This is a genomic window from Allobosea rubneri, assembly GCF_032464875.1.
GTDB lineage: Bacteria > Pseudomonadota > Alphaproteobacteria > Rhizobiales > Beijerinckiaceae > Allobosea > Allobosea rubneri.
The window spans coordinates 100,297-124,753 of record NZ_JAWDID010000014.1 but is presented as its reverse complement, the minus strand read 5'-3'; the positions used below and the strand labels follow the sequence as shown (position 1 = coordinate 124,753).

Annotated in this window: 20 protein-coding genes; 1 reads left to right on the top strand and 19 read right to left on the bottom strand. The window is 68.5% G+C overall.

The window, feature by feature from the left end; translation table 11 throughout:
* The coding region (locus RKE40_RS11880; RefSeq protein ID WP_316018454.1) for an autotransporter outer membrane beta-barrel domain-containing protein at positions 1-2,313 on the top strand (2,313 nt) is incomplete at its 5' end.
* A 72-nt stretch (positions 2,314-2,385) separates the two neighbouring features.
* Here the strand turns inward: RKE40_RS11880 and RKE40_RS11875 are convergent.
* The 19 genes from RKE40_RS11875 to RKE40_RS11785 form a co-directional block, all read right to left on the bottom strand.
* The gene (locus RKE40_RS11875; protein WP_316018453.1) at positions 2,386-3,984 is read right to left on the bottom strand and encodes an isochorismatase family protein; all 1,599 of its coding nucleotides are present in this window, start codon (positions 3,982-3,984) and stop codon (positions 2,386-2,388) included.
* Between the two features lie 220 nt (positions 3,985-4,204).
* A complete protein-coding gene (locus tag RKE40_RS11870; RefSeq protein WP_316018452.1) occupies positions 4,205-5,053 on the bottom strand; it encodes an N-acyl homoserine lactonase family protein in 849 nt (282 codons plus the stop codon).
* Between the two features lie 12 nt (positions 5,054-5,065).
* Positions 5,066-5,950 (bottom strand): amidohydrolase family protein, encoded by an 885-nt coding sequence (locus RKE40_RS11865; protein WP_316018451.1) that lies wholly within the window; start codon positions 5,948-5,950, stop codon positions 5,066-5,068.
* The gene (locus RKE40_RS11860) at positions 5,947-7,059 is read right to left on the bottom strand and encodes a vWA domain-containing protein (protein ID WP_316018450.1); all 1,113 of its coding nucleotides are present in this window, start codon (positions 7,057-7,059) and stop codon (positions 5,947-5,949) included. Before RKE40_RS11860 ends, RKE40_RS11865 begins: the two co-directional genes overlap by 4 nt.
* Positions 7,056-7,940, bottom strand: coding sequence for an AAA family ATPase (locus tag RKE40_RS11855; protein ID WP_316018449.1), 885 nt, complete (start codon positions 7,938-7,940; stop codon positions 7,056-7,058). The genes RKE40_RS11860 and RKE40_RS11855 overlap by 4 nt, the downstream gene beginning before the upstream one ends.
* Before the next feature lie 4 nt (positions 7,941-7,944).
* Positions 7,945-8,988 carry a xanthine dehydrogenase family protein molybdopterin-binding subunit gene (locus tag RKE40_RS11850; RefSeq protein ID WP_066469480.1) on the bottom strand — a complete coding sequence of 348 codons (1,044 nt, stop codon included), beginning with the start codon at positions 8,986-8,988 and terminating at the stop codon, positions 7,945-7,947.
* 1 nt (position 8,989) lies between these two features.
* Positions 8,990-10,741 carry a xanthine dehydrogenase family protein molybdopterin-binding subunit gene (locus RKE40_RS11845; protein ID WP_316018448.1) on the bottom strand — a complete coding sequence of 584 codons (1,752 nt, stop codon included), beginning with the start codon at positions 10,739-10,741 and terminating at the stop codon, positions 8,990-8,992.
* 11 nt (positions 10,742-10,752) lie between these two features.
* Positions 10,753-11,235 (bottom strand): (2Fe-2S)-binding protein, encoded by a 483-nt coding sequence (locus RKE40_RS11840; RefSeq protein ID WP_316018447.1) that lies wholly within the window; start codon positions 11,233-11,235, stop codon positions 10,753-10,755.
* A 10-nt stretch (positions 11,236-11,245) separates the two neighbouring features.
* Complete coding sequence (locus tag RKE40_RS11835) at positions 11,246-12,070, bottom strand: FAD binding domain-containing protein (protein WP_316018446.1); 825 nt, start codon at positions 12,068-12,070, stop codon at positions 11,246-11,248.
* A 1-nt stretch (position 12,071) separates the two neighbouring features.
* Positions 12,072-12,524 (bottom strand): SRPBCC family protein, encoded by a 453-nt coding sequence (locus tag RKE40_RS11830; protein ID WP_066469470.1) that lies wholly within the window; start codon positions 12,522-12,524, stop codon positions 12,072-12,074.
* A 4-nt stretch (positions 12,525-12,528) separates the two neighbouring features.
* On the bottom strand, positions 12,529-12,966 hold the full coding sequence (locus RKE40_RS11825) for an SRPBCC family protein (RefSeq protein ID WP_066469468.1): 438 nt from the start codon (positions 12,964-12,966) through the stop codon (positions 12,529-12,531).
* 12 nt (positions 12,967-12,978) lie between these two features.
* A complete protein-coding gene (locus tag RKE40_RS11820) occupies positions 12,979-15,867 on the bottom strand; it encodes a flotillin family protein (RefSeq protein ID WP_316018445.1) in 2,889 nt (962 codons plus the stop codon).
* Between the two features lie 28 nt (positions 15,868-15,895).
* Positions 15,896-16,789, bottom strand: a complete 894-nt coding sequence (locus RKE40_RS11815; RefSeq protein ID WP_316018444.1) for a phosphoenolpyruvate hydrolase family protein — start codon at positions 16,787-16,789, stop codon at positions 15,896-15,898.
* Positions 16,786-19,035, bottom strand: coding sequence for an ABC transporter permease (locus tag RKE40_RS11810; protein ID WP_316018443.1), 2,250 nt, complete (start codon positions 19,033-19,035; stop codon positions 16,786-16,788). Before RKE40_RS11810 ends, RKE40_RS11815 begins: the two co-directional genes overlap by 4 nt.
* A complete protein-coding gene (locus RKE40_RS11805) occupies positions 19,028-19,816 on the bottom strand; it encodes an ABC transporter ATP-binding protein (RefSeq protein WP_316018442.1) in 789 nt (262 codons plus the stop codon). The genes RKE40_RS11810 and RKE40_RS11805 overlap by 8 nt, the downstream gene beginning before the upstream one ends.
* Complete coding sequence (locus RKE40_RS11800) at positions 19,813-20,898, bottom strand: branched-chain amino acid ABC transporter permease (RefSeq protein WP_316018441.1); 1,086 nt, start codon at positions 20,896-20,898, stop codon at positions 19,813-19,815. Before RKE40_RS11800 ends, RKE40_RS11805 begins: the two co-directional genes overlap by 4 nt.
* Before the next feature lie 2 nt (positions 20,899-20,900).
* Positions 20,901-21,911 carry a branched-chain amino acid ABC transporter permease gene (locus tag RKE40_RS11795; protein ID WP_316018440.1) on the bottom strand — a complete coding sequence of 337 codons (1,011 nt, stop codon included), beginning with the start codon at positions 21,909-21,911 and terminating at the stop codon, positions 20,901-20,903.
* Positions 21,904-22,758, bottom strand: coding sequence for a helix-turn-helix transcriptional regulator (locus RKE40_RS11790; RefSeq protein WP_316018439.1), 855 nt, complete (start codon positions 22,756-22,758; stop codon positions 21,904-21,906). The genes RKE40_RS11795 and RKE40_RS11790 overlap by 8 nt, the downstream gene beginning before the upstream one ends.
* Positions 22,759-22,922: 164 nt before the next feature.
* The gene (locus RKE40_RS11785; RefSeq protein ID WP_316018438.1) at positions 22,923-24,173 is read right to left on the bottom strand and encodes an ABC transporter substrate-binding protein; all 1,251 of its coding nucleotides are present in this window, start codon (positions 24,171-24,173) and stop codon (positions 22,923-22,925) included.
* Positions 24,174-24,457: the final 284 nt, after the last annotated feature.

Sequence of the window (24,457 nt, the reverse complement as noted above, 5' to 3'; positions counted from 1 at the left end):
GGCGGTGGCGGCGGCGTGCCCGCCCTCCCCGCCGCGCCCGGCCTGATCACGCTCGCCAACCCGTCGAATCCAGCCGCCGGTGCGGGCGCCGCCGTTAACGTCGCGGTCAGCGGCCAGGTACAGACCATGGGCGACGGCGCGGTCGGCGTCCTCGCCCAGAGCATCGGCGGTGGCGGCGGCCTTGCCGGCGACATGGCCTCGGCGAACTACGATCTCGGCCTGATCAGGGATGGCGGCACGGGGGGCTCGGGCGCCAGCGGCCATGTCAGCGTCAACGTCGCCGGCATCGGCTACCTCGACGGCCGCTCCCGGGTTCCCGGCGTCGTCACGCATGGCGCCAACGCTCCGGCGATCCTCGCCATGAGCCTGGCCAATGGCGGCGTCCTGACCGATCAGGGCGTCCTGGCGCGGCGCGCCGCCTCGGGCGCCGGCGACGCAGCCGGCGCGATCACGATCAGCGTCGACAAGGCGGCGACAGTCGCAGCCTATGGTGCGAACTCCCCGGGCATCTACGCGATCAGCCGCGGCGAAGGCACCACCGGACCGAACGGCGGCGACATCAACGTCTCGGTGGGAGGCAGTTCGAGCGTTCGAGGCGGCAGCGGCCCGCGCGGCGCCGCCATCGTCACCAGCACGACCGGCAACACGACGATCACCAACGCCGGAACCATCGCCTCGCTCGGCGGCGTCGCCATCGTCACCTCCGGCCCCACGAGCGTGACCAATGCGCAGGGAGGCACGCTCGACGGCGATATCCGGCTGGCGGTCGACACGTCCTTCGGCCCACTGAACACCCTGGTGAACAATGGCGACTTCAGCCCGGGGACGACGATCTCCCTCGGCAAGAATGGCGGCGTCCTGACCAATTCCGGCTATATGGACCTCACCGGCAACGGCCAGTACGACACCACCCGCCTGACCGGTCAGTTCGTCCAGACCGCCGGCGGAACGACGATCTTCGGGCTCGATTTCCGGGGAGGAAAGAGCGACGTCCTCTCGGTCAGCGGGGCCACGCAGTTCGGCGGCGAGATCGACTTCGACACGCGAAACCCGCTGAAGGGCTACTCGCTGCCGATCGCGCATTTCGACCATGGCGCGCAGGATTTCTCGGCCAGGACCAGCGATCTCGAAGGCCTGCCGATCAGCTACACGCTGCGCTTCAGCCCCGATGGACGCGACCTCTCGGTGTCCCCGCAGGGCAATTTCGCCCGCGCGGGCGCCGCCTTCGCATCCGACCAGGCGAACATCGCAAACTATCTGCAGGCACTCTGGGATTCCGGCCATACCGGCGCGGCTCCGCTCTTCACCTATTTCGCCCGCCTGAAGGATGCATCGAGCTATGCCGGCATGCTCGGTGGCATGGCCAACGATTCCGCCCACAGCCGGCTTTCGGCGCAGGCGCATCACTCCTACGGCTTCTTCAACAGCCTGATGAGCTGCCCCTATTTCGTCGATGGCAGCACGCAGCGCAGCGAGGGAGAATGCGTCTGGGGCCGGGTGACCGGCAGCCGCCTCGATCGCGAAGGAAGCCGCGACGACAGCGGCTATCGCGCGCTGATGTCGACCTATCAGATCGGCGCGCAGAAGCAGATCGCGCCCGACTGGTTCCTCGGCGGCTCGCTGAGCTACATGGCCGGCGACACGAAATCGGACGGCTCGGTGGTCGCCACGACCAGCCACACCGTCAGCGGCGGCCTCGCGCTGAAGCGGCAGATCGGCCCCTGGCTCTTCGCCGCCGGCCTGCGCGCCGGCTATGAAAGCAACGAGATGAAGCGGCAGGTGGTGGTGCCGGGCTTTGCCGGCCTCGCGCGCAGCGAGCCGCAGTTCCTGCATGTCGGCGCCCGGCTGCGCGCCGCCTATGAGTTCGCCTTCCCGAACGGGTACCTGCGGCCGCTGGTCGACCTCGACCTCGGCTATGCTCACCAGCAGGCTTATCGCGAAAGCGGCGCCGGCCTGTTCAACCTGGCGGCCCAGGCGACCGGCCGGGCGAACCTCATGGTGACGCCCGCACTCGAGATCGGCGGTCGCATCGACCTTCCCAACGATACGATCCTGCGGCCCTATGCGACCCTCGGCGTCAGCTTCCTGGCGGGCAGCGACTGGACCGCGCGCATGCAGCTCAGCGAGTTCGCCGTGAGCGGGATCGCGCCGTTCCGGATCACGACCGGCGCGCCCGATGTCTACGGCAACCTGACGGCCGGGCTGGAATTGCAAACGAAAGGCGGCTTCGAGCTGCGCGCCGAATACAGCCTGCGCGCCGCGGACCGCTACACCGATCAGACGGCCTCGCTGCGGGCAGCGCTGCGGTTCTGAGTCCGGGCGGGCGCGCCGCGGCGGAAGCCCGCCTGCCTGTCACCGGCGAGCCGGCATCGATCCTGCCCGGCTTCACCCGCCGGTGGCGTCGAGCACCGCGTCGACATCGGTCACCACCGCGACGTTCTGCAGGGCATAATTGACCGAGGCGGTGTGCCATTCGGCGTTCATGGTCGAGCAGGCGTCCTCGGGCACGACCATGAAATAACCCTTGTCGGCCCCGGTGCGGGCAGTGTGCTCGATCGACATGTTGGTCCAGGCACCGGTGACGATGACGATGTCGCGGCCGAGCGCCTTCAGCACCGTCTCCAGCCGCGTGCCCTCCCAGGCGCTCATGCGCTGCTTCTCGACGATGTGGTCGCCGCCTATGGCTTCCAGCCCCGGCACGGGCGCCGCCCCCCAGGTCCCGCGCACCAGCGCATTGGCATCGGCGAGCCCCTCGAAGAGCGGCGCGTTCATGGTCACGCCCGGCGTGCCCTGCTCGACCACGAACCAGACATGGATCACCGGGATGCCGCGCAGGCGGGCCGCCTGCGCCAGCCTTGCGGCGTTGCCGATGGCGTTCTGCTCGCGGCAATGCACCGGCGAGCCCGAGGATGCGAAGGCGCCGCCCTCCATCACCACGTCGTTCTGCATGTCCTGGATCAGCAGCGCGCAGCGCGAGGGCTCGAGCCGGTAGCCGGGCGCCGCCTTGTTCGTATCGTTGCGCGAGACGCTGGCGGCCGGCGGCGCATCGGCCTGACGTGCGCGGTCGGCGCCGGCGCGTGGCTTCATGAAGGGCTCGGGCCTTGGGCCGACCTTGGTTTCGATCGCATAGAGCGAATGGGTCGCGGTCAGGAAGAGCGTGCGCCAGTCCGGCCCGCCCCAGGCGAGATTGCCGACGAGTTCCGGCACGCGCAGCTTGCCGATCAGCTCGCCCTTGATCGTATAGACCCAGACGCCACCGGGGCCGGTGACCCAGAGATTGCCCTTGGCATCGCATTTCATGCCGTCGGGAACGCCGGGTTCGACCCCGACGACGCCCGAGGCGAAGATGCGCGGCGGGCCGAGCCGCCCGTCCGGCAGGATGTCGAAGACGCGGATATTGTGCTGGACGGTGTCGTTGACGAAGAGCCGATCTTCCGTCGGGCAGAAGCAGAGCCCGTTCGGCTGGTCGAACAGGTAGCGGTCGACCACGAGCTGCGGTTCGCCGCCTCCTGGAGCGATGCGGTAGACGCCCTGGAATCCGAGCTGGCGCGGTCGCTCGACACCGAAGACGGGCATCCGGCCATACCAGGGATCGGAAAAATAGATCGCCCCGTCCGACTTCACCACCACGTCGTTCGGGCTGTTGAGCTCCGAGCCCTCGAAATGCGAGGCCAGCACCTCACGCCGCCCGTCCGGCCGTTCGCGAACCAGGCTCGAGGTCGCGTGCTCGCAGACGATCAGGTTGAGCTCGGCATCATAGGTCATGCCGTTGCATTTGTTCGCCGGCCGCATGACCTCGCGCACGCCGTTCCGATCCCAGCGCCGGCGCACATCCCCCGGCATGTCCGAGAACAGCAGGTGCTGCTCCTGCGGATGCCAGACGGGCCCCTCGCAGAACTGGAAGCCGCTGCCGAGCTGGCGGACCGGCGCCCAGAGATCGACGAGTTCGGCGAATTGCGGGTGGATGGCGGTGTGCGTGGTCATGGAACACCGTGAATTGCGTTGGTGAGTTTCGGCCGGCCGAGACGGGACTCCGTCCAAATCCTCCAGCCCTCATCCTGAGGAGCGCCCGCAGGGCGCGTCTCGAAGGATGGACGAGCAGGTTCCGGCGCCTCCTGGAGCATCCTTCGAGACGCCGCTGCGCGGCTCCTCAGGATGAGGCCTGGGGAGAGCGGGCGTCCTGGCTCGACGGCTGGAACGGCGTTCACGCCGCGAACCAGTTGCGCGCCGGCAGCGACTGCACCACCGGGCCGGGCACCGCCATGTCCATGCGGCCGACGACCTGACCATGGGCGATCTTGGCCGGCTTGTCGTGGACAGGCAGCAGGAACTTGCCCGTCGCCAGCAGCTTCTTGATCGCCGCCTTCTCCTCGCGCTTCGAGACGCCGTGATTGCCCGTCGTGCGCGGTTCGTTGGCGTGGAGTTCGTGGAAGGGCGTCACGATCTGGTCGTTGAAGTCGTAGATCACGTCGCCGCAGATGATGGCGCGGCCCTCGGCCGTATCGACATGCACGTTCATCGAGCCCTCGGTATGGGCGCCGGCAGCCTCCAGATAGCAGCCGGGGAAGAGCTCGATCATCCCCGACAGTTCGAGATCCTCGAAGCGCAGCGCATCGCGCGTGTGCAGCCGGTCGATCAGGTGCTTGATGTCAGGCGCCGGATATTGCGGGTGCATCAGCCCCGAGACCGAGTATTCGAGCTCGCGGCGGTTGACGAGCACGGTCGTGTTCATCGGGAAGAGCTCGTCCTTCCCGGCATGGTCGATATGGAGATGGGTGTGCATGACATAGCGCACATCGCCCATCCGCACGCCGTGCCTCGCGAGCTGGTTCTCGATCATGTTCTCGTGGAACTGGAGGCCGCGCATGCCGAGGCTCTCCATGATCTGGTTATGGCGATAGCCGGTGTCGACCACGACCGGCCAGGGCCCGCCCAGGATCAGGAAGCCATAGGTCGGCACGCGCCTTGTCCGGCCGCAATCGCGCCCGAGCACGAGGAAGCTCGCCTCCAGCTCGATATCGCCGTAGTCGAGAATCTTGATTTCGAGCGCCATGCCTTCCTCCCCTCAGCCCTGTCGCAGGCGGTAGACCCGCCGTGCCGTCTCGTTGAACACCGCGTCCCGGGCGCCTTCCGGCACGGCCGCAAGATGCGCCGCGATCAGCTCGGCATAGCTCGTCCAGAGCTTCTCGATCGGGAAATTGGAGCCGAAGAGGCAGCGCTCGGCGCCGAAGAGCGCCAGCGTCTGCGCATCGATATAGCCGACATGCTCCGGGTCGTTCCGGCGCAGGAAGGTGCCGAGCCCGGAGAGCTTGCTGACGATGTTGGGCTGGGCGGCGAGCAGCGCCATCCCCTCGCGCCAGGCGGCGATGCCCTCCGGCGAAAGGTCCTCCAGCATGCCGGCATGCTGGAGCACGAAGGTCACTTTCGGGCAGGCGGCGGCAAGTTTGGCCGCGCCCGCCATCTGGCCGGCGAAGACCTGGAGGTCGAAGCTGAAGCCGTATTCGGCGAGGCGCCCGACATTGGCGGTCAGCTTCGGATCGCGCGCCAGATCCGGCCCGCTGGCGAAGCGATAGAGGGTGTTCTCGTGCCAGTGCAGCTGCATCCGCACGCCGCGGACGCGCCGGTTGGCGGCGAGGGCATCGAGCTGCGGCCTGACATCATCCACCAGCACGTCGGCATAGGCGACGATCGCAATCGGGAAACCGCTCTCGTCGGAGGTCTGCGAGACGTACGCGACCTCGTCGAGATGGCGCGCCGGCGCCCAGTTCGCCTGGACATAGACCGCCTCGACCACGCCCGATGGCCGGCAATCGGCAAGGTACTCGGCGACTGGATAGTCGCGGCGGATCGGCTCGTAGGGACCGAAGATGCGCGGCTGCATCGGCCCGAGCAGCCAGGGCAGGTCCGCCTGCCGCCAGATATGGAAATGGGAATCGACGAGACCGGTCATGCCGCTTGCGAGCCTCCGAGCGAGAGAATGTGCCGGCAGATGCGCGCCGTGCTGGCGCCATTGCCGAGGCTGGCGAGCTGCGGCGCGATCATGCGCAGCGCCTCCGTCTCCGGCTTGTAGGCGGGGTCGGCCGCGAGCGGGGTCAGCCAGTCGATGCGGTGGGCGCGCTGGCTGAGCCTCGCCACGGCCGTCACGAGCGCCGCCGGATCGCCGCGCTCCAGCCCGTCCGAGAGCACGACGACGACAGAGCCGCGCGCATAGGCCGCAAAGCGCGGCACGGCGAGGAAAGCCAGCAGCGCGTCGCCGATGCGGGTGCCGCCATCCCAGTCGGCCACCAGCCCGGCGGCGTCCGCCAGCGCCTGCTCCCGGCGCTTGCGCCGCAGCGCCTTGGTGAGACGCGTCAGCCGCGTGCCGAAGGTGAAGACCTCGGCATGCGGCACGGACTGCACGACGGTATGGGCGAGCGCGATATTGGCGTCGCTGCGCTGCTTCATCGAACCGGAGACGTCGATGAGAAGCAGGATCGGCCGCGCCCGCGTGACCCGACGCAGCTTCCTCAGGCTCATCACCTCGCCGTCATGGCGGATCGCATCGCGCAGGCTGCGCGCGAGATCGACGGTCGCGCCGCGGCGTGCCGCGCGCTGGCGATAGCCGCGGCGGGGCGGCAGCGCTGCCGGCAGCTCCCGGCCGAAGCGGCGCAGCGTCTCGTTCTCGTCGAGCGGCTTCAACATGCGGACCGAGAGCGCCTCCGCGCCGGTCGCAGCCTGGCCGGTCTCGTTGATCTCCTCGCCGAGCAGGACCTCGCGGGAGCCGCTGTCCTCCTGCACAGAGACGTCGTCATCGGGCGCGAAGTCCTCGTCGCCGGGCTCGGCGATGGCGCCGAGGAAATGAGCGTCGAACAGCGCCTCGAAGCGCTCGCGCTGCTCCGGATGCGGCGCCAGCGTCGCGCCGGCCGCCTTGCGGACATGCTCCAGGCTGCGCGGCCCCAGGAGCTCGATCGCGCTGAGGAAGGAGACGGTCTGTTCCGGCGCGACGGCGATGCCGTGCTGGCGCAGCAGCCCCGGAAAGGAAACGAAGAGCCGGGCGGCCGGTGGGAGAGGCTCGATCATGCCGCCAGCCCCGGGATGAACAGCGGCAGGCGGGGGCGTAGATGCGCGAGGTCCTCCTCGTCCTTGATCGCGGTGCCGAGCGAGCGCCGGAAGGCTTCCGGCCAAGGCGCGCCGCTCTGTGCGAGCGCCGTCGCGGCCTCGGCCCAGTCGACGGCTTCGGCGACGCCCGGCGGCTTGGCCAGCGGTTCCTGCCTGAGCAGGCCGACCGCGTGGACGACGGCCCGCGCCGTGCCTTCCGCCACCGCCGAGGAGCGCAGCATGATGATCTGCGCCTCGCGCTCCGGTTCGGGATAGGCGATGTAGTGGTAGACGCAGCGGCGGCGCAGCGCCTCGTGCAGCTCGCGGGTGCGGTTCGAGGTGAGCACGACGACCGGCCGCTCGGGCGCGCGCAACGTCCCGCGCTCGGGGATCGAGATCGAGAAATCCGAGAGGAATTCGAGCAGGAAGGCTTCGAATTCATGGTCCGAGCGGTCGATTTCGTCGATCAGCAGGACCGTGGATTCAGGGCGCCGCAAGGCGGTCAGCATTGGCCGCTCGATCAGGAAATCGTCGCGGTAGATGTCGAGCGTCTCGCCCTCGCGCGCCTGCCGGATCGCCAGCATCTGGCGCGGATAGTTCCATTCATAGAGCGCCGCAGAAGCGTCGATGCCCTCGAAGCACTGCAGACGGATCAACTGCCGGCCGAGAATGCCGGCGATCGCCTTGGCGGCCTCGGTCTTGCCGACGCCCGGCGCGCCTTCGAGCAGCAGCGGCTTGCCGAGCGCGAGCGACAGGTAGCCGGCCGTCGCGATGCCGTCATCGGCGAGATACATCGCCGCCGTGAGGGCCTGGGCGAGGTCCTCGGGGCTTGAGATGCCGGCGACGGTCGTGCGCAAAGCCATCGCGTCAGCGCCAGTTCACCGGGCCGCCGCGGCGCGGGCCGGGCTTGGCGCCGCCATTAGCCTTGATGCCGCGCAGGATCTTCTCCGGCGTGATCGGCAACTCGTCGACCCTGACGCCGACGGCGTTGTAGACCGCGTTGGCGATCGCCGGCAGCACCGGGTTGGCGCACATCTCGCCCGGCCCCTTGCCACCGAACGGCCCGTCGGGGGCCGGCCGCTCGAGCACCGTAACGTGATAGGGCGCGATCTCGCCCGGCCCCGGCATCAGATATTCGTTGAAGTCGCGCGGGCCGTGCTCGGGGTTGGGATAGTACGGCTCCGGCGTTTCGTAGAGCGCGTGGCTGATGCCCATCCAGGCGCCGCCGACCAGCTGCTGCTCGACCATGCGCGGATTGATGACGCGTCCAAGCTCGTAGGCGCTGGTCATCCTCAGCACCTCGACCTCGCCGGTCTCGTCATCGACGGCGACATCGGCGACGAGGCAGGCATGGGCGAAGGCGGTGTTGGGGTTCATCTCGCCGGTCTCCGCATCGACGGCCGAGAGCGGGATCAGGAAGATGCCGCGCCCGGCGATGGTCTTGCCCTGCTTGAACTGGGCCGCCTGCGCCGTCGCCTTGACCGTGATCGTCTTCGAGGGGGCGCCGCGAACATGGATGTTGCCGCGCCCGTCGGTGACGAGGTCGCTGGCATTGACCTCGAGTTCTTCCGCGGCGGCTTCCAGCAGGACGCCGCGCGCCTCGCGCGCCGCGACGATGATGGCGTTGCCCATGCGGTGCGTGCCGCGCGAGGCGAAGGAGCCCATGTCGTGCGGGCCGGTGTCGCTGTCGGCGGTGTCGACGAAGACGTCTTCGATCGGCACGCCCAGCGTCTCCGCCGCGATCTGCCGCGAGACCTGCTTCATGCCCTGGCCGAGATCGATCGCCGAGAGCGCGACGGTGAACTTGCCGTCCGGGTTGGAGTGGATCAGCGCCTGGCTCGGGTCGCCGCCGAGATTCATGCCGATCGGATAGTTGACCGAGGCCATGCCCCTGCCTTCGTGACGGGCCATCTCAGCGCCTCCTCGTGCCGAAGACTGAAGAGAACCGCACCGCGCCGTGCTGCGTCTGGGCCGGGGCGGCCGGTGCCGAAACCGGTGGCGGCGCGGGCTGGTAGGACGGAGCAGCAGGAGGGCTGGCCGCTTGATACGGCGGCGGCGCGTAGGCAGGCGGTGCGTTCGGCGGCGGCATGGTGGGCCGTGCCGGCTCGTAACGCGGCACCTGCGTCGGCACGGCGCGCCCGTCGCGAGCCCCTTCCATCACCGGCTGCTTGCTCAGCGGGATGCGCGCCGTGCCGGCCGGAAGCGTCTGGGTCGGCGTTCCCGCTCGCGTCTCGGGCCGCCCGATCTGCCCCTTGGTGTCGACCGTCGTCGCGGGGATCTGGCCGCGTTCGCCGGCGCCGCCATTGAGCGAGGACTGCCGCCTCGCCTGCTCGGAGAGCGGCCAGTTCGCCTTCTCGGCGGCAACCTGCACGCATTCGACCAGCGCCGTGTTCTTGGCGGCGCGCCTGTGCGGCTTCATGTCCCCGTCGCGATAGGCGTTGAGGATACGGAACTCCATCGGGTCCATGCTCGCCGCCTCGGCGAGACGGTCCATCTGGACCTCTAGCGCGAAGTCGACCGCGGTGACGCCGAAGCCGCGCATCGCGGTGGAGGGGCAGCGATTGGTGTAGGCGACGTAGATGTCGGAGGCGACATTGGGGATCCAGTACGGCCCCGGCACATGCGCCGTGCACTTGATCGCCGCATAGCTCGACAGCCGCGTATAGGCTCCGGCGTCGAAATAGCTGCGGATGTAGCGGGCGACGATGCGCCCATCCCGCATCACGCCGTCCTTGATGTAGATGCGCTCGGCCCCGCGCGGCGAGCCATAGAGCATCTCCTCCTCGCGATCGAGGACGAAGCGCACCGGCTTGCCGGTCAGCATCGCGCCGAGAACCGCCAGCGGCTCGGTCAGCGAGTCGACCTTGCCGCCGAAGCCGCCACCGACCGTACCGCCGATGAAATGCAGCCGGTTCGACTCGACATCGACGATCTTGGCGGTTGTCCCCAGCGCGAAGAACAGGCCCTGCGCACAGGAGTGCACGACGAAGCGGCCATTCTGCTCGGGCGCGGCGATCGTGCCGTTGGTCTCCGTCGGCGCATGCTCGATCGGCGACATCTGGTAGCGGTGTTCCATCACGATGTCGGCGCCGGAGAAGCCCCGCTCGACATCGCCGAAGCGCAGCTTCTGGTGGTCGAAGCGCTCGTGATACTCGAAATAGTTTCCGGGATAGGTCTCGTTGACCACGGGCGCGCCCGGTTTCAGCGCCTCCTCGACGTCGAACACGGTCGGCAGCGGCTCGTAGTCGATCCGCACCAGCTTCCTGGCCGCCAGCGCCTCGGCCTCGCTGTCGGCGAGGATCGCGACCACCGGCTCGCCCTTGTAGCGGACCTTGTCGACGGCAAGCGAAGGTTCGTCGTCCTTGCCGAAATTGATCAGGCTGAGCAGCGTGTTCTTGTTCACCGGCACGTCGGCGCCGCGCAGCACGCGCTTGACGCCGGGCGCGCGCTCTGCCGCCGAGACGTCGATAGAGCGAATACGGGCATGGGCATGCGGGCTGCGGACGACCTTGAGATGCAGCAGGCCTTCGAAAGCGTGATCGTCGAAATAGCGCGTCCGACCGGTGACATGGCCGGGCGCATCCTGCCGCTGCAGTCCCTTGCCGATCACGTTGAGGTTGTCGTCGCGCTCGTCAGCGAAGATGTCCTTGCGCATTTCCAGCATGACGAGGCTCCTCAGGCTCGGCGCGCGCCGGGCGCGCTGGCGGCGGCGAGGATCGCGGCGACGATCGGCTCGTAGCCGGTGCAGCGGCAGATATTGCCGCTGATCGCCTCGATCACATCGTCGCGGCTTGGGCTCGGATTCTTCGCGAGCAGGACGCGTGCCGCGGTCAGCATACCCGGCGTGCAGAAGCCGCACTGGGCGGCGAAATGGTCCATGAAGGCAGCCTGCAACGGATGCAGGTTCGGTCCGTCGGCCAGCCCCGCAGCGGTCTCGACATGCCGCCCCTCGCAGGCGACCGCGAGCGTCAGGCAGGAGAGCTGCGGCTCGCCGTCGACGAGCACGGAGCAGACGCCGCAGGTGCCCTGGCCGCAGCCATACTTCGGCGAGAAATCGCCGAGACCGCGCCTGAGCGTGTTGAGCAGCGTTTCCGGCGCATCGACGAAGGCGGCACGGTCGGAGCCGTTGAGCCGGAACTGGACCGGGATCTTGGCCATGGCGACCTCCTCAGCGGGGCTCGCCGGCCAGCAGCCGGCCGAGATGGATGGGCAGCACTTCGCGGCGGTACCATTCGCTCGCGACGGCGTCGGTGGCGGGACGGCAGCCTTCGAGCGCGGCCTGCCTGGCAGCCTGGATCGCGGCGGCGTCGAGCGCCTTGCCCTCCAGCGCCCGCTCGACCCCGCGCGCCCGGATCGGCGTCGGCGCCATCGCGCCATAGGCGATGCGCGGCTGCGCGGCGCGCCCGCCCTGCAAAGGCAGATGGGCGGCGATGGAGAGCACCGAAATGCCCTTCGGCTTGACCCGGCTGATCTTGCGGAAGTGGAACTCAGCCTGATTGGCCGGCCGCGAGAACTGCACGCCGGCGACCAGTCCCGAGACGCTGCCGCGGTCGCGGCCGGCGAGGAACTCTTCCAGCGGCACCCCGCGCCCGGTGCCGTAGCCGGCCTGCAGCACGACCTGCGCGTCGAGGGCCAGCAGCGCCACCGTGAAGTCGCCATAGGGGGCGGCCGCGAAGAGATTGCCGCCGACCGTCGCCATGGTGCGGATCGCCGGGCCGCCGATGGCGCGTGCGGCGGGGTGCAGGAAGGCGAGCTCGCGACTGGCCAGCACCTGGGCCATGGTGACGCCGGCGCCGAGCTCGATGCGCGGGCCTCCGGTGCTCATCTGCCGGAATGCGGGGTCGGTGATGCGCACCAGCGTGCCTTCGGTCAGGCGCCCTTCATTGACGTCGCGCATCACCAGCGTACCGCCGCCGAGCAGCACGGCCTGGCGATCCCCGGAAAGGATGCCGGCGGCCTCGGCGATCGTCGCGCAGCTTCTCACGCCGAGCATGTCAGACGCCCTCCCTGGCCAGTTCGGGCAGGCGGCGCACCGCCTCGATGCCATTGGTGTAGACCTCGTCGCCCACGATCCGCGCGAGCTCGGCCTCTCGGCCGGGCGGCGTGGTGAAGCGGCTCTCCCAGTGCCAGAAGGCCCGGTTGCCGTCCGTGACCGGCAGCAGCCGGACATGGGCGACGTAGTTGAAGAGCGGGATCGGGGTGTCGAGCAGGCAATAGCTGAAGGTCATTTCGAGGTCCGAAAGGGTCAGGAGCTGCTCGCGCAGCTCGCTGCCGTCCTGCAGGGAGAAGCGACGCACGCAGCCGATCCTGTCGGAAGGGTGCCCGCGCTCGATCTCGCTTCGCGCGACAATCGGGTGCCAGCGATCATGGCCGTTGAAATCGCGCAGGATCGCCCAGAGCCGGTCCACCGGCGCGTCGATGATGGTGCTGCGGACGACGTGAGGCATGGCCTCATCCCCCGAATGCGCGCTTCAGCGCGTCGAACCCGCCCTGGAAGACGTTCGTGCCGATCCCTTCGACCAGCTCGGCCTCGCGCTCGGGCGCGCAGTCGAAATCGGCGGACCACTCGATGAAGGTGCGTTCCTGATCGGTGATCGGCGTCAGCCTGAGCGTCGCGACATAGTTGGTCAGCGGCATCGGCGAGTCGAGAATCGAATAGGTGCAGAACATGTCGTAATCCGAGAGGCCCAGAAGCTGCTCGCGCAGCCTGTCGCCGCTGCGCAGGCTGAAGGCGCGGATGCAGCCGACCTTGTCGGCGGGCTCGCCGTTCTCGATCCGGCTTTCCGCGATGCGCGGGTGCCAGTTCGGCAGGCCGTTGAAATCGCGCACGCGGGCCCAGACCTTGGCGGCGGGAGCGGCGATGACGCTGGAGACGTAGACGCGGGCCATGATGCTTCGTCCTCAAGCCTTCGTCTCGGGCGCGCCGTCGGCGCCACTGCTTCCGCTGGAACCGCCACCTTTGGGCTTGGCCGGCTGCGCTTCCTTGGCGACGCGCTGCATGTCGGACGCCTCGCGCATCAGCCCGCCCATCTTGGCGAGATTGCCGCCCTCGATGCCGATCTCCTTCAGCACCTGGTCGATCATCGGCGCCTGCACCCGGTAGCGCAGGGCAGATTCGATCACCTCGTCGGTGGGAGAGCGTGCCGCCCCGCCGGCCCCGCTCGCTCCCAACCCGCCGGCGAGCCCGTCGACATGGAGGATGCGGATGCCCTCGATCTTCTCCATCGGCTTGACGCTCTCGCGCACGATGCCCTCGATCCGGTCGAGCAGCCGGCGCCGGAACAGCCCGTAGCGGGCACCGTCGGTGAGCACGTTCTCGGCCTCGTAGAGCAGCTTCTGCGCCTCGGCATCGACCGCTTTGCGGATCTTGTCGGCCTCGGCGGCGATGCGCGCTTCCTCGGCCGCCTTTTCGGCGAGCAGGACCTCGACGGTCTTGCGGCGCTTCGCCCCCTCGCTCTCGCGGATGGTCTTGACCTTCTCCTCGGCCTCGACCGCCTTGCCGCGGGCAATCTCGGCATTGGCCTGGGCGGCGGATTCCTCCAGCGACTTGGCGTAGAGCGCGATCGCCTTGTCCATCGCCGCGCTCTCGACCTCGCGCTCGCGCTCGATCTCGAGCTTGCGCAGCTCGCGCTGGCGGCCGACGCGGGCCTCGTCCAGCCCGCGATCGGACGAGATGCGGGCCCGCTCGACCTCTTCGTTCGAGGCGATCTGCGCCTCCTGCAGCGCCTGGGTCCGGGCGATCTCGAGCTGCTCCAGCGCCCGTCGCCGTTCGATCCGCGCCGCCTCCAGCGCCTGCTCGCGGGTGATGTCGACGGTCTCGACCTGCTGGCGCGCCGTGATCTCGGCCTGGCGCAGCGTCTTGTCGGCGTCGGTCCGCTCGACCTTCTTGGCGGCGACCGCGATGGCGCGCTCTTCCTCCGCGACCTCGACCGCCTTCTTCTGGGCGATCTGCAGCATCTCGCGGGTCTTGGAGGAGTCGATCCGCTCCTTCTCGAGCCCGAGTTCGGTGACGATGCGCTGACGCTCGACCGAGTCGCGCCGCTTCAGTTCGGCGGCGTCGAGATCGGCACTGCGCTTGATCTCCAGCTCCTTCGTCGCGAGCTCGGCGGCGATCCGCTCGGCGGCGACAGCCTTCTCCTGGGCAATGCGCGCAGCCTCCGTGGCCTCGCGAGCCGAAATCTCGGCGGTTTCGATCGCCTGATTGCGGAGGATCTCGAGATTGCGGACCTCCTCGTCGCGGCGGATGCGCTCGCCGGAGACGGTCCGCTCCTGCGCGATGCGGGCCTTCTCCACGCTCTCGCGGGCGGCGATCTCGGCAGCCTCGATCGCCTCGGTGCGTCCGATCTCGAGCAGGCTCTTGCGCTGTTCGAGCGCGATGCGATCGGCCGTGATGGCGTTGTCCTGCGCGATGCGGGCCTTCTCGACGGCCTCGCGCGCCGCGATCTCGGCCTCGTCGAGCGCCCGGTTGCGGGCGATGCCGAGCGCTCGGACGCGCTCCTCCTGGGCGATGCGCGCAGTCTCGACGGCCTCGCGTGCCGCGATGTCCTCCTGGTCGAGGGCGCGCGTGCGCTCGATCTCACGGTTGCGCACCTCCTGCTCGCGGGCGATGCGCTCGGCGTTGACTGCCGTCTCCTGCAGGATGCGTGCCTTCTCGGTGGTCTCGCGGGCCGCGATCTCGGCCGCCTCCAGCACCTTGGCGCGCTCGATCTCCTTCTGACGGATCTCGCGCTCGGAGGTGATGCGGGCCGCGTTGATCGTCTGCTCGTTGGCGATGCGCGCCTTCTCGACCGTCTCGCGGGCCGCGATCTCGGCCTCCTCGACGGCCTGCGTGCGCGCGATCTCCTGCTGGCGGATCTCACGCTCGGAAGCGATGCGCGCCTCGCTGATCGCGCGCTCATTGGCGATGCGCGACTTCTCAATCTCCTCGCGCGAGAAGATCAGCGCCTGCTCGGCCTCGGTGTCGCGCGCCGCCCGCTCGCGGGCCACCTCGGCGCGCTGCACGGCGCGCTTGATCTCGATCTCGCGCTGCTGTTCGAGCCGCGCCGCCTCGCTGTCGCGCTCGATGTCGAGCGCCTGGCGCTCGGCCTCGAGGTTGCGGGTGCGGATGCGGATCATCGAGTCCTGCTCGATGTCGTTGCGCAGCTTCCGCTTGTCTTCGATCTCCTCGATGATCCGCGTCAGGCCGGCGGCGTCAAAGCGGTTCGACGGGTTGAAGAACTGCAGATCGGTCTGGTCGAGATCGGTCAGCGCGACCGATTCCAGCACGAGGCCGTTCTGGTCGAGTGCCTCGGCAGCGGCGTCCTTGACGCGCTGGACGTAGGTGCCGCGCTGCTCGTGCATCTCCTCCATCGTCATCTCGGAGGCGACGGTACGCAGCGCCGAGATGAACTTGCCGGAAAGCAGGGCGTTAAGCTGATCTGGCTGCAAGGTACGCCGGCCGAGCGTCGCGGCGGCGACCGAGACCGATTCCCGCTGCGGTCGAACGCGCACGTAGAACTCGGCATCGATATCGACGCGCATCCGGTCGCGGGTGATCAGCGCGTCGTTGTTGGCGCGCGTCACGGCGAGCTGCAGCACGTTCATGTTGACCGGCGTGACGTCGTGAATGATCGGCAGCACGAACGCGCCGCCATTGATCACCACCTTTTCGCCGAACAGGCCGGTGCGGACGAAGGACACCTCCTTCGACGAGCGGCGATAGAGCCAGTTCACCAGATAGACGACGATGGCGATGACGATCACCGCCACGATCAGCCAGAGGATCAGCGATCCGATCAGCTGTCCCGTCATGTCCTCATCCTCCCGCCCGTCTTTCGGGTCACTTCGACTTGCCGGCTTGGCGCGCCGGTCTCTTCGTCGTCTGCTTGTCCGTCGTCTCTTGCCGGCGCGCGATCCGCTTGAAGGCGCGGGTCTGGTCGCGGATAGCGACCTCGACCGGCAGGCGCTCCATCGAGGACGCGCCGTAGAAGCCGTGGCAATGCTTCGTGTTCTTCATGATGAAATCGGCATCGGCCGGCTCGGCGACCGGCCCGCCATGGACGAGGACGATGGCGTCCTTCTTCACGGCGAGCGCCGCCGCAGCCCAGGCGTCGACGCGCGCCGGGCAGTCCGCCAGCTTCAGCGCCGTTTCGGCGCCGATGGCGCCGCCGGTCGTCAGGCCGAGATGGCAGACGATGATGTCGGCGCCGGCCTTGGCCATGGCGCGCGCGTCGTCCTCGCAGAACACGTAAGGCGTGGTCAGCAGGCCCTTCTGGCTGGCGAGCGCGATCATCTCGACCTCGAGCCCGTAGCCCATGCCGGTCTCTTCGAGATTCTTGCGGAAGATGCCGTCGATCAGCCCGACCGTCGGAAAATTCTGGACGCCGGCGAAGCCGATCCGCCTGATATCGTCGAGGAAGACGTCCATGCGCCGGAACGGATCGGTGCCGCAGACCCCGGCGATCACCGGCGTCCGCTGCACCACGGGCAGCACCTCGGCGGCCATCTCCATGACGATGGCGTTGGCGTCGCCATAGGGCATCATGCCGGAGAGCGAGCCGCGCCCGGCCATGCGGTAGCGGCCGGAATTGTAGATCACGATGAGGTCGATGCCTCCGAGCTCCTCGCATTTGGCGGAGAGCCCGGTACCGGCGCCGCCGCCGATGATCGGCTCGCCCTTGGCGATCATTGCCCGGAAACGCTTCAGCAGGGTCTTCTTGTCGAAAGGCGTCATGACCTGCCTCCGCTGGCCCGCTCGCGCCGGCGGCCGGCATGCAGTGCGCGGAACTGCTGAACCAGCGCCGCGGCGAAGGCGGGGTCGTTGATGTGAAGCGGCAGGCGGATGAGCTGCCGGTTGGCGCTGGTGCGCACCGTCTGCTCCAGCGCCTGGAACAGCGCGGCGTTGGCGGCCGGGTCATGGAAGGCCTGGCCCGGCGCATCGAGCGCCGAGACGCCGCCTTCGGGGATCAGGAAGCGGACCGGGCCTTCCATCTGGTTCAGCCGCTCGCCGATCCAGCGGCCCATGCGCGCATTCTCCTCCGGCGTCGTCCGCATCAGCGTGATCTGCGGGTTGTGCGGGTAGAGCTTGCGGCCGCGATAGCGCTCGGGGACCGTCTCGGGCGCGAAGAAGTTGACCATGTCGAGCGCGCCGACCGAGCCGACATAGGGGATGCGCGTGCGGATGACCGCGCCGAAACGGTCCTCCGTCGCCGGCAGGAAGCCGCCCATCATCATGTCGCAGATCTCGGTGGTCGAGACGTCGATCACCGCGCCGACGAGGCCGGAATCGACCAGCTTCTCCATCGACTGGCCGCCGGTGCCGGTGGCGTGGAAGACGAGCGGCTCCCACTCGGCCTCGAGCAGCTTGGCGACCTGCTGAACGCAAGGCGTCGTGACGCCGAACATGGTCAGGCCGACCAGCGGCTTCTCGGGCTCGGCCCGCCGCGGCGTGGCCTCGCGCTTGAGTTCGGCGAGCCGTGCCTTCGCCATCGCCGCGACCGCGCGCGCGCCATTGCCGAGCACGAGCCGCGAGACGCGGTTCAGCCCCTGCACATCCGTGACGGCGTGCATCATCGTGATGTCGGTCGCACCGACATAGGCGCGCACATCCCCCGAGGCCATGGTCGAGATCATCAGCTTGGGCACGCCGACTGGGAGAGCCTGCATCGCCGGCGTCACGATCGCGGTGGCGCCGGAGCCGCCGGCGGAGATGATGCCGAGCACGCCCTCCTGCCGCGGCAGCCAGGCCGCGAAGGCCTCCGTCATCGCCGCGACCGCCGTGCCGCGATCGCCCGAGGAGATGCCGGTCGAGCCCCTGGCCGAGGCGAGCGCGACCTGCTGGGGCGTGACGTCGCCGCCGGCGCTGCGGCCCGAGGTCGAGAGATCGACCAGCAGGGTTCGCAGCCCCTCGGCGCGGACGAGGTCGCGGATATAGCGCAGCTCCTCCCCTTTGGTGTCGAGCGTGCCGGCGACGACGACATAGGGCTCGCCCGCGGCTGCCGCTGCGGCGAGCGGCCGGATCGCGCCGACATGCGCGCCGTCGCGCGTCGCCAGGGTCGGGCGGGAGATCGTGCGCGCCTGGGCCTCGATCCGCGCCGCCGGGATGGGCTGCGACCAGCGGGTCGGGATGACGGGGTTGGCATTGTAGACGCGGGTCGGGCCCGCGGCGATGGCGGGCGCAGGACGTGCGGCGGCAGCGCCGGCCGTGGGCTCAGGCGCGCCGTCGGTCTCGTCATGGCCATGGCGCCCGACACCGAGCAGGCGCTGCTGCAGATCGCGGTCGCCGGCGAGCGTCGCCGAGGCGATGATGCGGTTGACCCGGCCATTGACCATGATGGCGACCGGATCTGACATCTGCGTGGCGACGCCGATGTTCTGCTCGATGACCAGGATGGCGACATCGCCCTGGTCGGCGAGCCGGACGAGCATCTCCTCGACATGGGCGACGATCACCGGCGCCAGCCCCTCGGTCGGCTCGTCCATGACGAGCAGGCGCGGGTTGAGCATCAGCGCCCGGCCGATCGCCAGCATCTGCTGCTCGCCGCCCGAAAGCTGCGCGCCGCCATTGTTGCGGCGCTCGGCGAGTCGGGGAAAGGCTTCGTAGATGCGCTCACGCGTCCAGCTGCCGCGCTTGCCGCGCTGCATCAGCTGGAGATGCTCGTCGACGGTGAGCGAGCGCCAGAGCCGGCGCCCCTGCGGGACATAGCCGATGCCGAGGCGGGCGATCTCGGCGGGCGAGCGGCCGGCGATCTCCTCTCCGAAGAAGCGGATCGAGCCCGACGAGATCGGCACGAGCCCCATGATCGCCTTGCACATGGTCGTCTTGCCCATGCCGTTGCGGCCGACAACGGACAGCACGCCGCTCTCCAGCGTGAGGTCGACGCCCTGCAGGGCATGGGAGCGCCCGTAGAACACGTTGAGCCCGGCGATTTGCAGGATCGGCACGCCGGCGGCGGGCGGAGGCCTGAAGCGCTCAGCCATGGCCGCCTCCGAGGTAGAGTTCCTGCACCTCGGGATCGGATTCGATTTCGTCCGGCCGGCCTTCCTTGAAGATGCGGCCGTTGTGCATCATCGTCACGCTCTCGACGACGCGCAGCGCCACATCCATGTCGTGCTCGATGATGATGTAGCCGATATGAGCCGGCAGCGAGGTCAGGATATGGACGAGGTCGCGCCGCTCCGTCGGCGAGAGGCCCGCCGCCGGCTCGTCGAACAGGATGAAACGCGGCGCGCCCGACAGGGCGAGCGCGATTTCGAGCTGGCGCTGCTGGCCATAGGCGAGCTCTCCGACCAGCCGGTCCTTGACCGCAGAAAGATGCACGGCCTCGACCAGCCCTTCGGCGGCGTGGACGAGCGCATCGTCGCGGCGCGGTCGGACGAGGGAGAAGCGGTTCCGCGAGACGCCCCGGCAGGCCAGATAGACATTGTCGAGGACCGACAGCCCGGTGAACAGCGAGGAGATCTGATAGGTGCGCCGCAGGCCGCGGCGGATGCGCTCCTGAGGTGGAAAGGCGGTCACATCCTCCCCGAAGAACCGGATCAGGCCGGTGCTCGGCGCGAAATCCCCGGTGATGCAGTTGAACAGGGTCGTCTTGCCCGCACCATTCGAGCCGAGCACGGCGCGACGCTCGCCGGGCCGCACCGAGAGCGTGACGTCGGACAGCGCGGCGAGCGCACCGAACAGCCGCGAGACGCCGCGCAATTCCAGCGCATTGGCCGAGCCGGCAGAGGCCAGGGTCTCGCGTGCGGTGACGGCGCTCATGGCGAGCCCCCGCCGATGCGCATGCCGGCCTCGCGGGCCTCGCTGCCCTTGCGATAGCGCTCGCGCAGGCGTTGCCAGATGCCGATCAGCCCGTCGGGCGAGAACAGCACGATGACGAGGAAGCCGAGGCCGATCAGCAACTGGTAGCGCTTGCCGTCGAGGCCGACCCCTTCCAGCATGTCGAGCGAGAAGGTCCGCAGCAGCACATAGACGAGTGCGCCGATGAACGGGCCGATCGGGCGGCTGAGGCCGCCGACGACGGCGATGATCAGCATGTCGACGACCGGACCTACCCCGGCCGTGCCGGGCGAGATCTGGCGCTGATACCAGACCAGCAATACGCCGGCGCAGGCGGCGATGAACGAGGCGAAGGCGTAGGCCGCGATGCGATGGGCGACGACGTCGAAGCCGAGGGCCGCCATGCGGCGCGGATTGTCGCGCGTTCCCTGCAAGGCGAGACCGAAGGGCGCCCGCGAGACATAGATCACCGCGCCATAGGCCAGAGCGGAACAGGCCAGCGTGAGATAGTAGAAGGGCAGATTCTGGCCCCAGTCGACGCCGAGGAAGACCGGCGGCTTGATGCCGTTGAAGCCGCTGAAGCCGTTGAAGATCGTGTAGTTCTGCAGCGCGAGGTAATAGAAGGCCGAGGCGATCGCGAGCGTGATCATGATCGTGTAGATGCCTTCGGTCCGCACCGAAAGCGCGCCGCTGAGTGTGCCGAACAGGGTCGCGACCAGGATCGCGACCGGCGCCGCTATCCACCAGGGCCAGTGCAGGCTTATCTGCGAGATCGCGCTGTCGCCGAGGATCGCGACGAGATAGCCGGCGCAGGCCGCCACCGTCATCTGCGCGAGGCTGACGATGCCGCCATAACCCGCCAGGAACATCAGGCCGAGCGCGACGAGGCCGAGGATCATAGAATAGGCGAAGATCTGGACGAGCCAGAACGGGCTCGCGATCGCGGGCATCACCAGCAGCAGCACCGCCACGACCCAGAAGGCCGTGCCGCGGCGCGCCAGCCAGGCCGGAAAGCCCTCCCGGGTGCGGGCGCGTTGCTCGAGGTTGAGATCGGCGATCGCCATGCTCAGCGCCTCGCCGCCAGGCCCTGCGGCCGCACCGCCAGGACCGCCACCATGATGACGAAGGTCAGCATCACCGCGTAGGTCGGCATGTAGACCGAGCCGAACTGCTCGGCGAGGCCGACGATCAGCGCGCCGATCGCCGCGCCGGGGATCGAGCCCATGCCGCCGACGATGACGACGACGAGCGACGACAGCAGGATCTTGGTGTCCTCGCCCGGCTGCAGCGACTGGAAGGTGCCGCCGACGACACCGGCCAGCCCCGCGAGCCCGGCGCCGAAGGCGAAGATCATCACGAAGACGAGCTGGACGCGCACGCCGGTCGCCGAGAGCATGTCGCGATCGTCGACACCGGCACGCACCAGCATGCCGACCCGTGTCCGGTTGAGCGCGAGCCACATCAGGACACCGACGATGATCGCTCCGACCAGGATCGCGAGGCGCACCAGCGGATAGGTCATCATCACCGGATCGCCATTGCCGCGCAGCGCCACGACGAAGGGCAGCTGGACCGGGCCGGAGAGCCAGTCCGGCGTCGTCACCTGGAAGGTGTCGCCGCCATAGTTCCACAAAAGGAGGTCGGCGAAGATGATCGAGAGGCCGATGGTCACCAGCGTCTGACGCAGGTCCTGGCCTTCCATCCAGCGGAAGAGCAGCACCTGCATCAGCACGCCGACGATGCCGACGACGACGAAGGCGGCCAGGAGCGCCAGGAGCCAGGAGCCGGTGAGATGGCCGACGCTGTAGCCGAGATAGCCGCCGAACAGATAGAGCGAGCCATGGGCGAGATTGACGTTGCGCATCAGCCCGAAGATCAGGGTGAAGCCGCTGGCGACCAGGAAATAGAGCGCGCCGAGCGTGATGCCGTTGAACAGCGCGCTCAGGAAGACGCGCTTGCGTCCCAGCATCGCTTCCATCCCCGGCGTCCAGACCGAGAAGATCAGCCAGGCGAGGATGCCGACCGCGAAGATGACGACCAGAGACCAGATCGGGCGGCGCGCGACGAAGTCAGACATGGGCCGCCTGCATGGGCGCCGGGCCGACCGTGCGCAGCACGCGGCGGTAGTCGCGCGGCGCCATGCCCATATGGGCGGTGAAGAAGCGGGTGAAGACGCTCTGGCAGGAGAAGCCGAGGCCGTTGCCGATCCGCGTCACCGGGTCCTGCGAGAAGACCAGCCGGTCGAGCGCGGCATCGAGGCGGACGGTGTTGGAAAAGACCGTCGGCGTCACGCCGACCTGCTGGCGGAACAGCTTGAAGAAATGCGCCCGCGACAGCCCGGCTTCGCGGGCGACGCGCTCGAGCGCGCCATCATAGCTCGGGTGATCTTCGAGCAGCCGGCAAGCGCGCAGCACCCGGCGGTCGAGCGCGCCTTCCGGCGCGAGATGGGCGAAGGAGGAAGCCAGCGTCGGCTCGATCGGTTCGCTGGAGGCCTGCGCCAGTGCCATCAGCACCGGCCCGAGATTGAGGTCGCGGCGTGAGCACAGCAGCATCTCGACGATCTTGTCGCGCCAGGCGGCAAGCTCGCGGGTCACGACCAGCTCCGATGACGGAAAGAACGATCCTCCGAAGGGTGACATGCCCTGGGCCGCCAGCCATTCCGGCCTGAGGTAGACGACGAGGAAGAGGCCGAAACAGCCCTTGCTCTCCGGCTGGAAATTGTGCGGTTCCCACGGGTTGATCGCGACCCCCATGAAAGGGTCGACGCGCGTCGTATGGCTGCCGACGGTCACGAGCCCACGCGATCCTTCGAGGAAGAAGATCAGATGCGCTTCGCGATGGGCGTGCAGCACCAGGGGCCGGTCGAGATCGTAGATCGAAACCCGGCCGAACGGACCGTGGCAGACCGCGACTGCGCGACTCATGGTTCCTCTCGAAAACAGGTCCGGCGGCACGACATTGGCCTCGTCAGGCCAGCCGCCATCCGTCGCCTGCGCAGATCATCGCAGGCGGCGGCACCGGGACGTCACAGGGACGAAGGGGGCGCGCATCTCGCGTAGCTCCCCCTTCGGCAGTCTTCGTCAGGCGTCTACTTCTTGCATTCCGGGTTGGTGCGCGAAGGCAGGCCCACCGCCTTGAAGGCTTCCGGGGACAGGCCCATCGTCTTCGACACGTTCGGAACCGTGCGGACGAACTTGTTGGTGAGTTCGCCGTTCGGCAGTTCCGCGACCTCGGTGATGAAGGTCGTCGCGATCGCCTGCCGGTCGTCGTCGAGCTTGATCTTGCCGTTAGGCGCATCGAGCTCGACCTTGGCCAGTTCAGCCCGCAGCTTCGCGCCGCCGTCCGAAAGGTCGGCGTTGACCTTGCCCAGCGCCGTCGCGAGCGCGGTGAAGGCGTTGTAGTAGTTGGTCGCGAAGAGGGACGGGCTGGCGAAGCGCTTGTCCGCCGGGAAGGCGTCCTGATAGGCCTTGACCCAGGCTTTCCAGCGCGGATCGTCCCAGGCATCCGCGACTCCGCCGGAGGACGGCGTGCCGACGAGGAGTTTCTTGGCCGCGCCGCGCGAGGAGAGCACGGTCTGGTCGACCATGATCGAGCCGCCGACGAACTTCGCGTTGCCGCCGGTCTGGCTGTACTGGTTCAGGAAGTTGACCGCGTCGCCGCCGCCGAGGCCGAGGAAGACCGCATCGACATCATCGGGAATATTGGCGATGACCGAGCCGAAATCCTTGGTGCCGAGCGGCACCCATTGGCGCTGGGTGATCTGCCCGCCGGCGCCGCAATAGCCGAGCGCGAAGCCGAAGACCTGCGTGTAGGGGAAGGAGTAATCCTCCGCGATCACGGCGATCTTCTTGAAGCCCTTGTCCTTGAAGACGTAGTCGCCGAGCCCGGCCATCCACATCGCGCCGTTGCTGTTGAAGCGGAAATAGTTCGGCGACGGATTGACGTAAGTGGTCTCGAGCGCGCCCGAGGACCCGTCGACGACGGTCACGTTCGGAACGGTCTTGGAGTAGTCGCGGATGGCGATGCCCTCGGAGCCCGAGAGCGGCCCGACGATGACCTGGACCTTGTCCTGTTCGACGAGCTTGCGCGCGGCCCTGAGCGCGGAATCCGGGCTGGCATCGGTGGTGGCGATGATCAGCTCGACTTCCCGCCCGGCGATCTTGTTGCCGAGCTGTTTCAGCGCCACCTGGACGCCGCGCACGCCATCCTCGCCGCCGGACGTCAATGCGCCCGACAACGTCGCCATCATACCGATCTTGAGTTTTTCCTGGGCGCCGGCAACCGATGAGGCAGCGACGAGACTGCAGACCGCGACGGCGGTCAAAAGCACCTTTCGCATCGAATTTCCTCCCTTCGTGTCTGACCACGCCGAAGGTTTCAACGGCGAGGCCGAAGGCGGCTTTTGTATCCGCTCTAAGGGAAAGGTAGCACACGGCGCCCCGCTGCCAAGGTCGCGGACATTGCGCAGGGTCTGCTTTTTGGGCTTCGGCACCAGCTTTGCCCGGCCGGGTCGCATTCCACGGCGATCCGGAACCAATCGAAAAATCACTCCGCCAAAATCGCTGTATTGGAGAGCTTCCGCAGATCCGAATGGCATTCCCGTGGGCAGCTTCACTTGGCGGG

Bases quoted from the DNA above. Each gene is read 5' to 3' on its own strand.
- RKE40_RS11845 (WP_316018448.1), bottom strand. From the start codon at position 10,741: ATGCTGGAAATGCGCAAGGACATCTTCGCTGACGAGCGCGACGACAAC.
- RKE40_RS11860 (WP_316018450.1), bottom strand. From the start codon at position 7,059: ATGATCGAGCCTCTCCCACCGGCCGCCCGGCTCTTCGTTTCCTTTCCG.
- RKE40_RS11870 (WP_316018452.1), bottom strand. From the start codon at position 5,053: ATGGCGCTCGAAATCAAGATTCTCGACTACGGCGATATCGAGCTGGAG.
- RKE40_RS11810 (WP_316018443.1), bottom strand. From the start codon at position 19,035: ATGGCTGAGCGCTTCAGGCCTCCGCCCGCCGCCGGCGTGCCGATCCTG.
- RKE40_RS11825 (WP_066469468.1), bottom strand. From the start codon at position 12,966: ATGGCCCGCGTCTACGTCTCCAGCGTCATCGCCGCTCCCGCCGCCAAG.
- RKE40_RS11815 (WP_316018444.1), bottom strand. From the start codon at position 16,789: ATGACGCCTTTCGACAAGAAGACCCTGCTGAAGCGTTTCCGGGCAATG.
- RKE40_RS11800 (WP_316018441.1), bottom strand. From the start codon at position 20,898: ATGGCGATCGCCGATCTCAACCTCGAGCAACGCGCCCGCACCCGGGAG.
- RKE40_RS11840 (WP_316018447.1), bottom strand. From the start codon at position 11,235: ATGGCCAAGATCCCGGTCCAGTTCCGGCTCAACGGCTCCGACCGTGCC.
- RKE40_RS11790 (WP_316018439.1), bottom strand. From the start codon at position 22,758: ATGAGTCGCGCAGTCGCGGTCTGCCACGGTCCGTTCGGCCGGGTTTCG.
- RKE40_RS11820 (WP_316018445.1), bottom strand. From the start codon at position 15,867: ATGACGGGACAGCTGATCGGATCGCTGATCCTCTGGCTGATCGTGGCG.
- RKE40_RS11865 (WP_316018451.1), bottom strand. From the start codon at position 5,950: ATGACCGGTCTCGTCGATTCCCATTTCCATATCTGGCGGCAGGCGGAC.
- RKE40_RS11795 (WP_316018440.1), bottom strand. From the start codon at position 21,911: ATGTCTGACTTCGTCGCGCGCCGCCCGATCTGGTCTCTGGTCGTCATC.
- RKE40_RS11875 (WP_316018453.1), bottom strand. From the start codon at position 3,984: ATGACCACGCACACCGCCATCCACCCGCAATTCGCCGAACTCGTCGAT.
- RKE40_RS11835 (WP_316018446.1), bottom strand. From the start codon at position 12,070: ATGCTCGGCGTGAGAAGCTGCGCGACGATCGCCGAGGCCGCCGGCATC.
- RKE40_RS11855 (WP_316018449.1), bottom strand. From the start codon at position 7,940: ATGGCTTTGCGCACGACCGTCGCCGGCATCTCAAGCCCCGAGGACCTC.
- RKE40_RS11830 (WP_066469470.1), bottom strand. From the start codon at position 12,524: ATGCCTCACGTCGTCCGCAGCACCATCATCGACGCGCCGGTGGACCGG.
- RKE40_RS11805 (WP_316018442.1), bottom strand. From the start codon at position 19,816: ATGAGCGCCGTCACCGCACGCGAGACCCTGGCCTCTGCCGGCTCGGCC.
- RKE40_RS11850 (WP_066469480.1), bottom strand. From the start codon at position 8,988: ATGGCCCGTCACGAAGGCAGGGGCATGGCCTCGGTCAACTATCCGATC.
- RKE40_RS11785 (WP_316018438.1), bottom strand. From the start codon at position 24,173: ATGCGAAAGGTGCTTTTGACCGCCGTCGCGGTCTGCAGTCTCGTCGCT.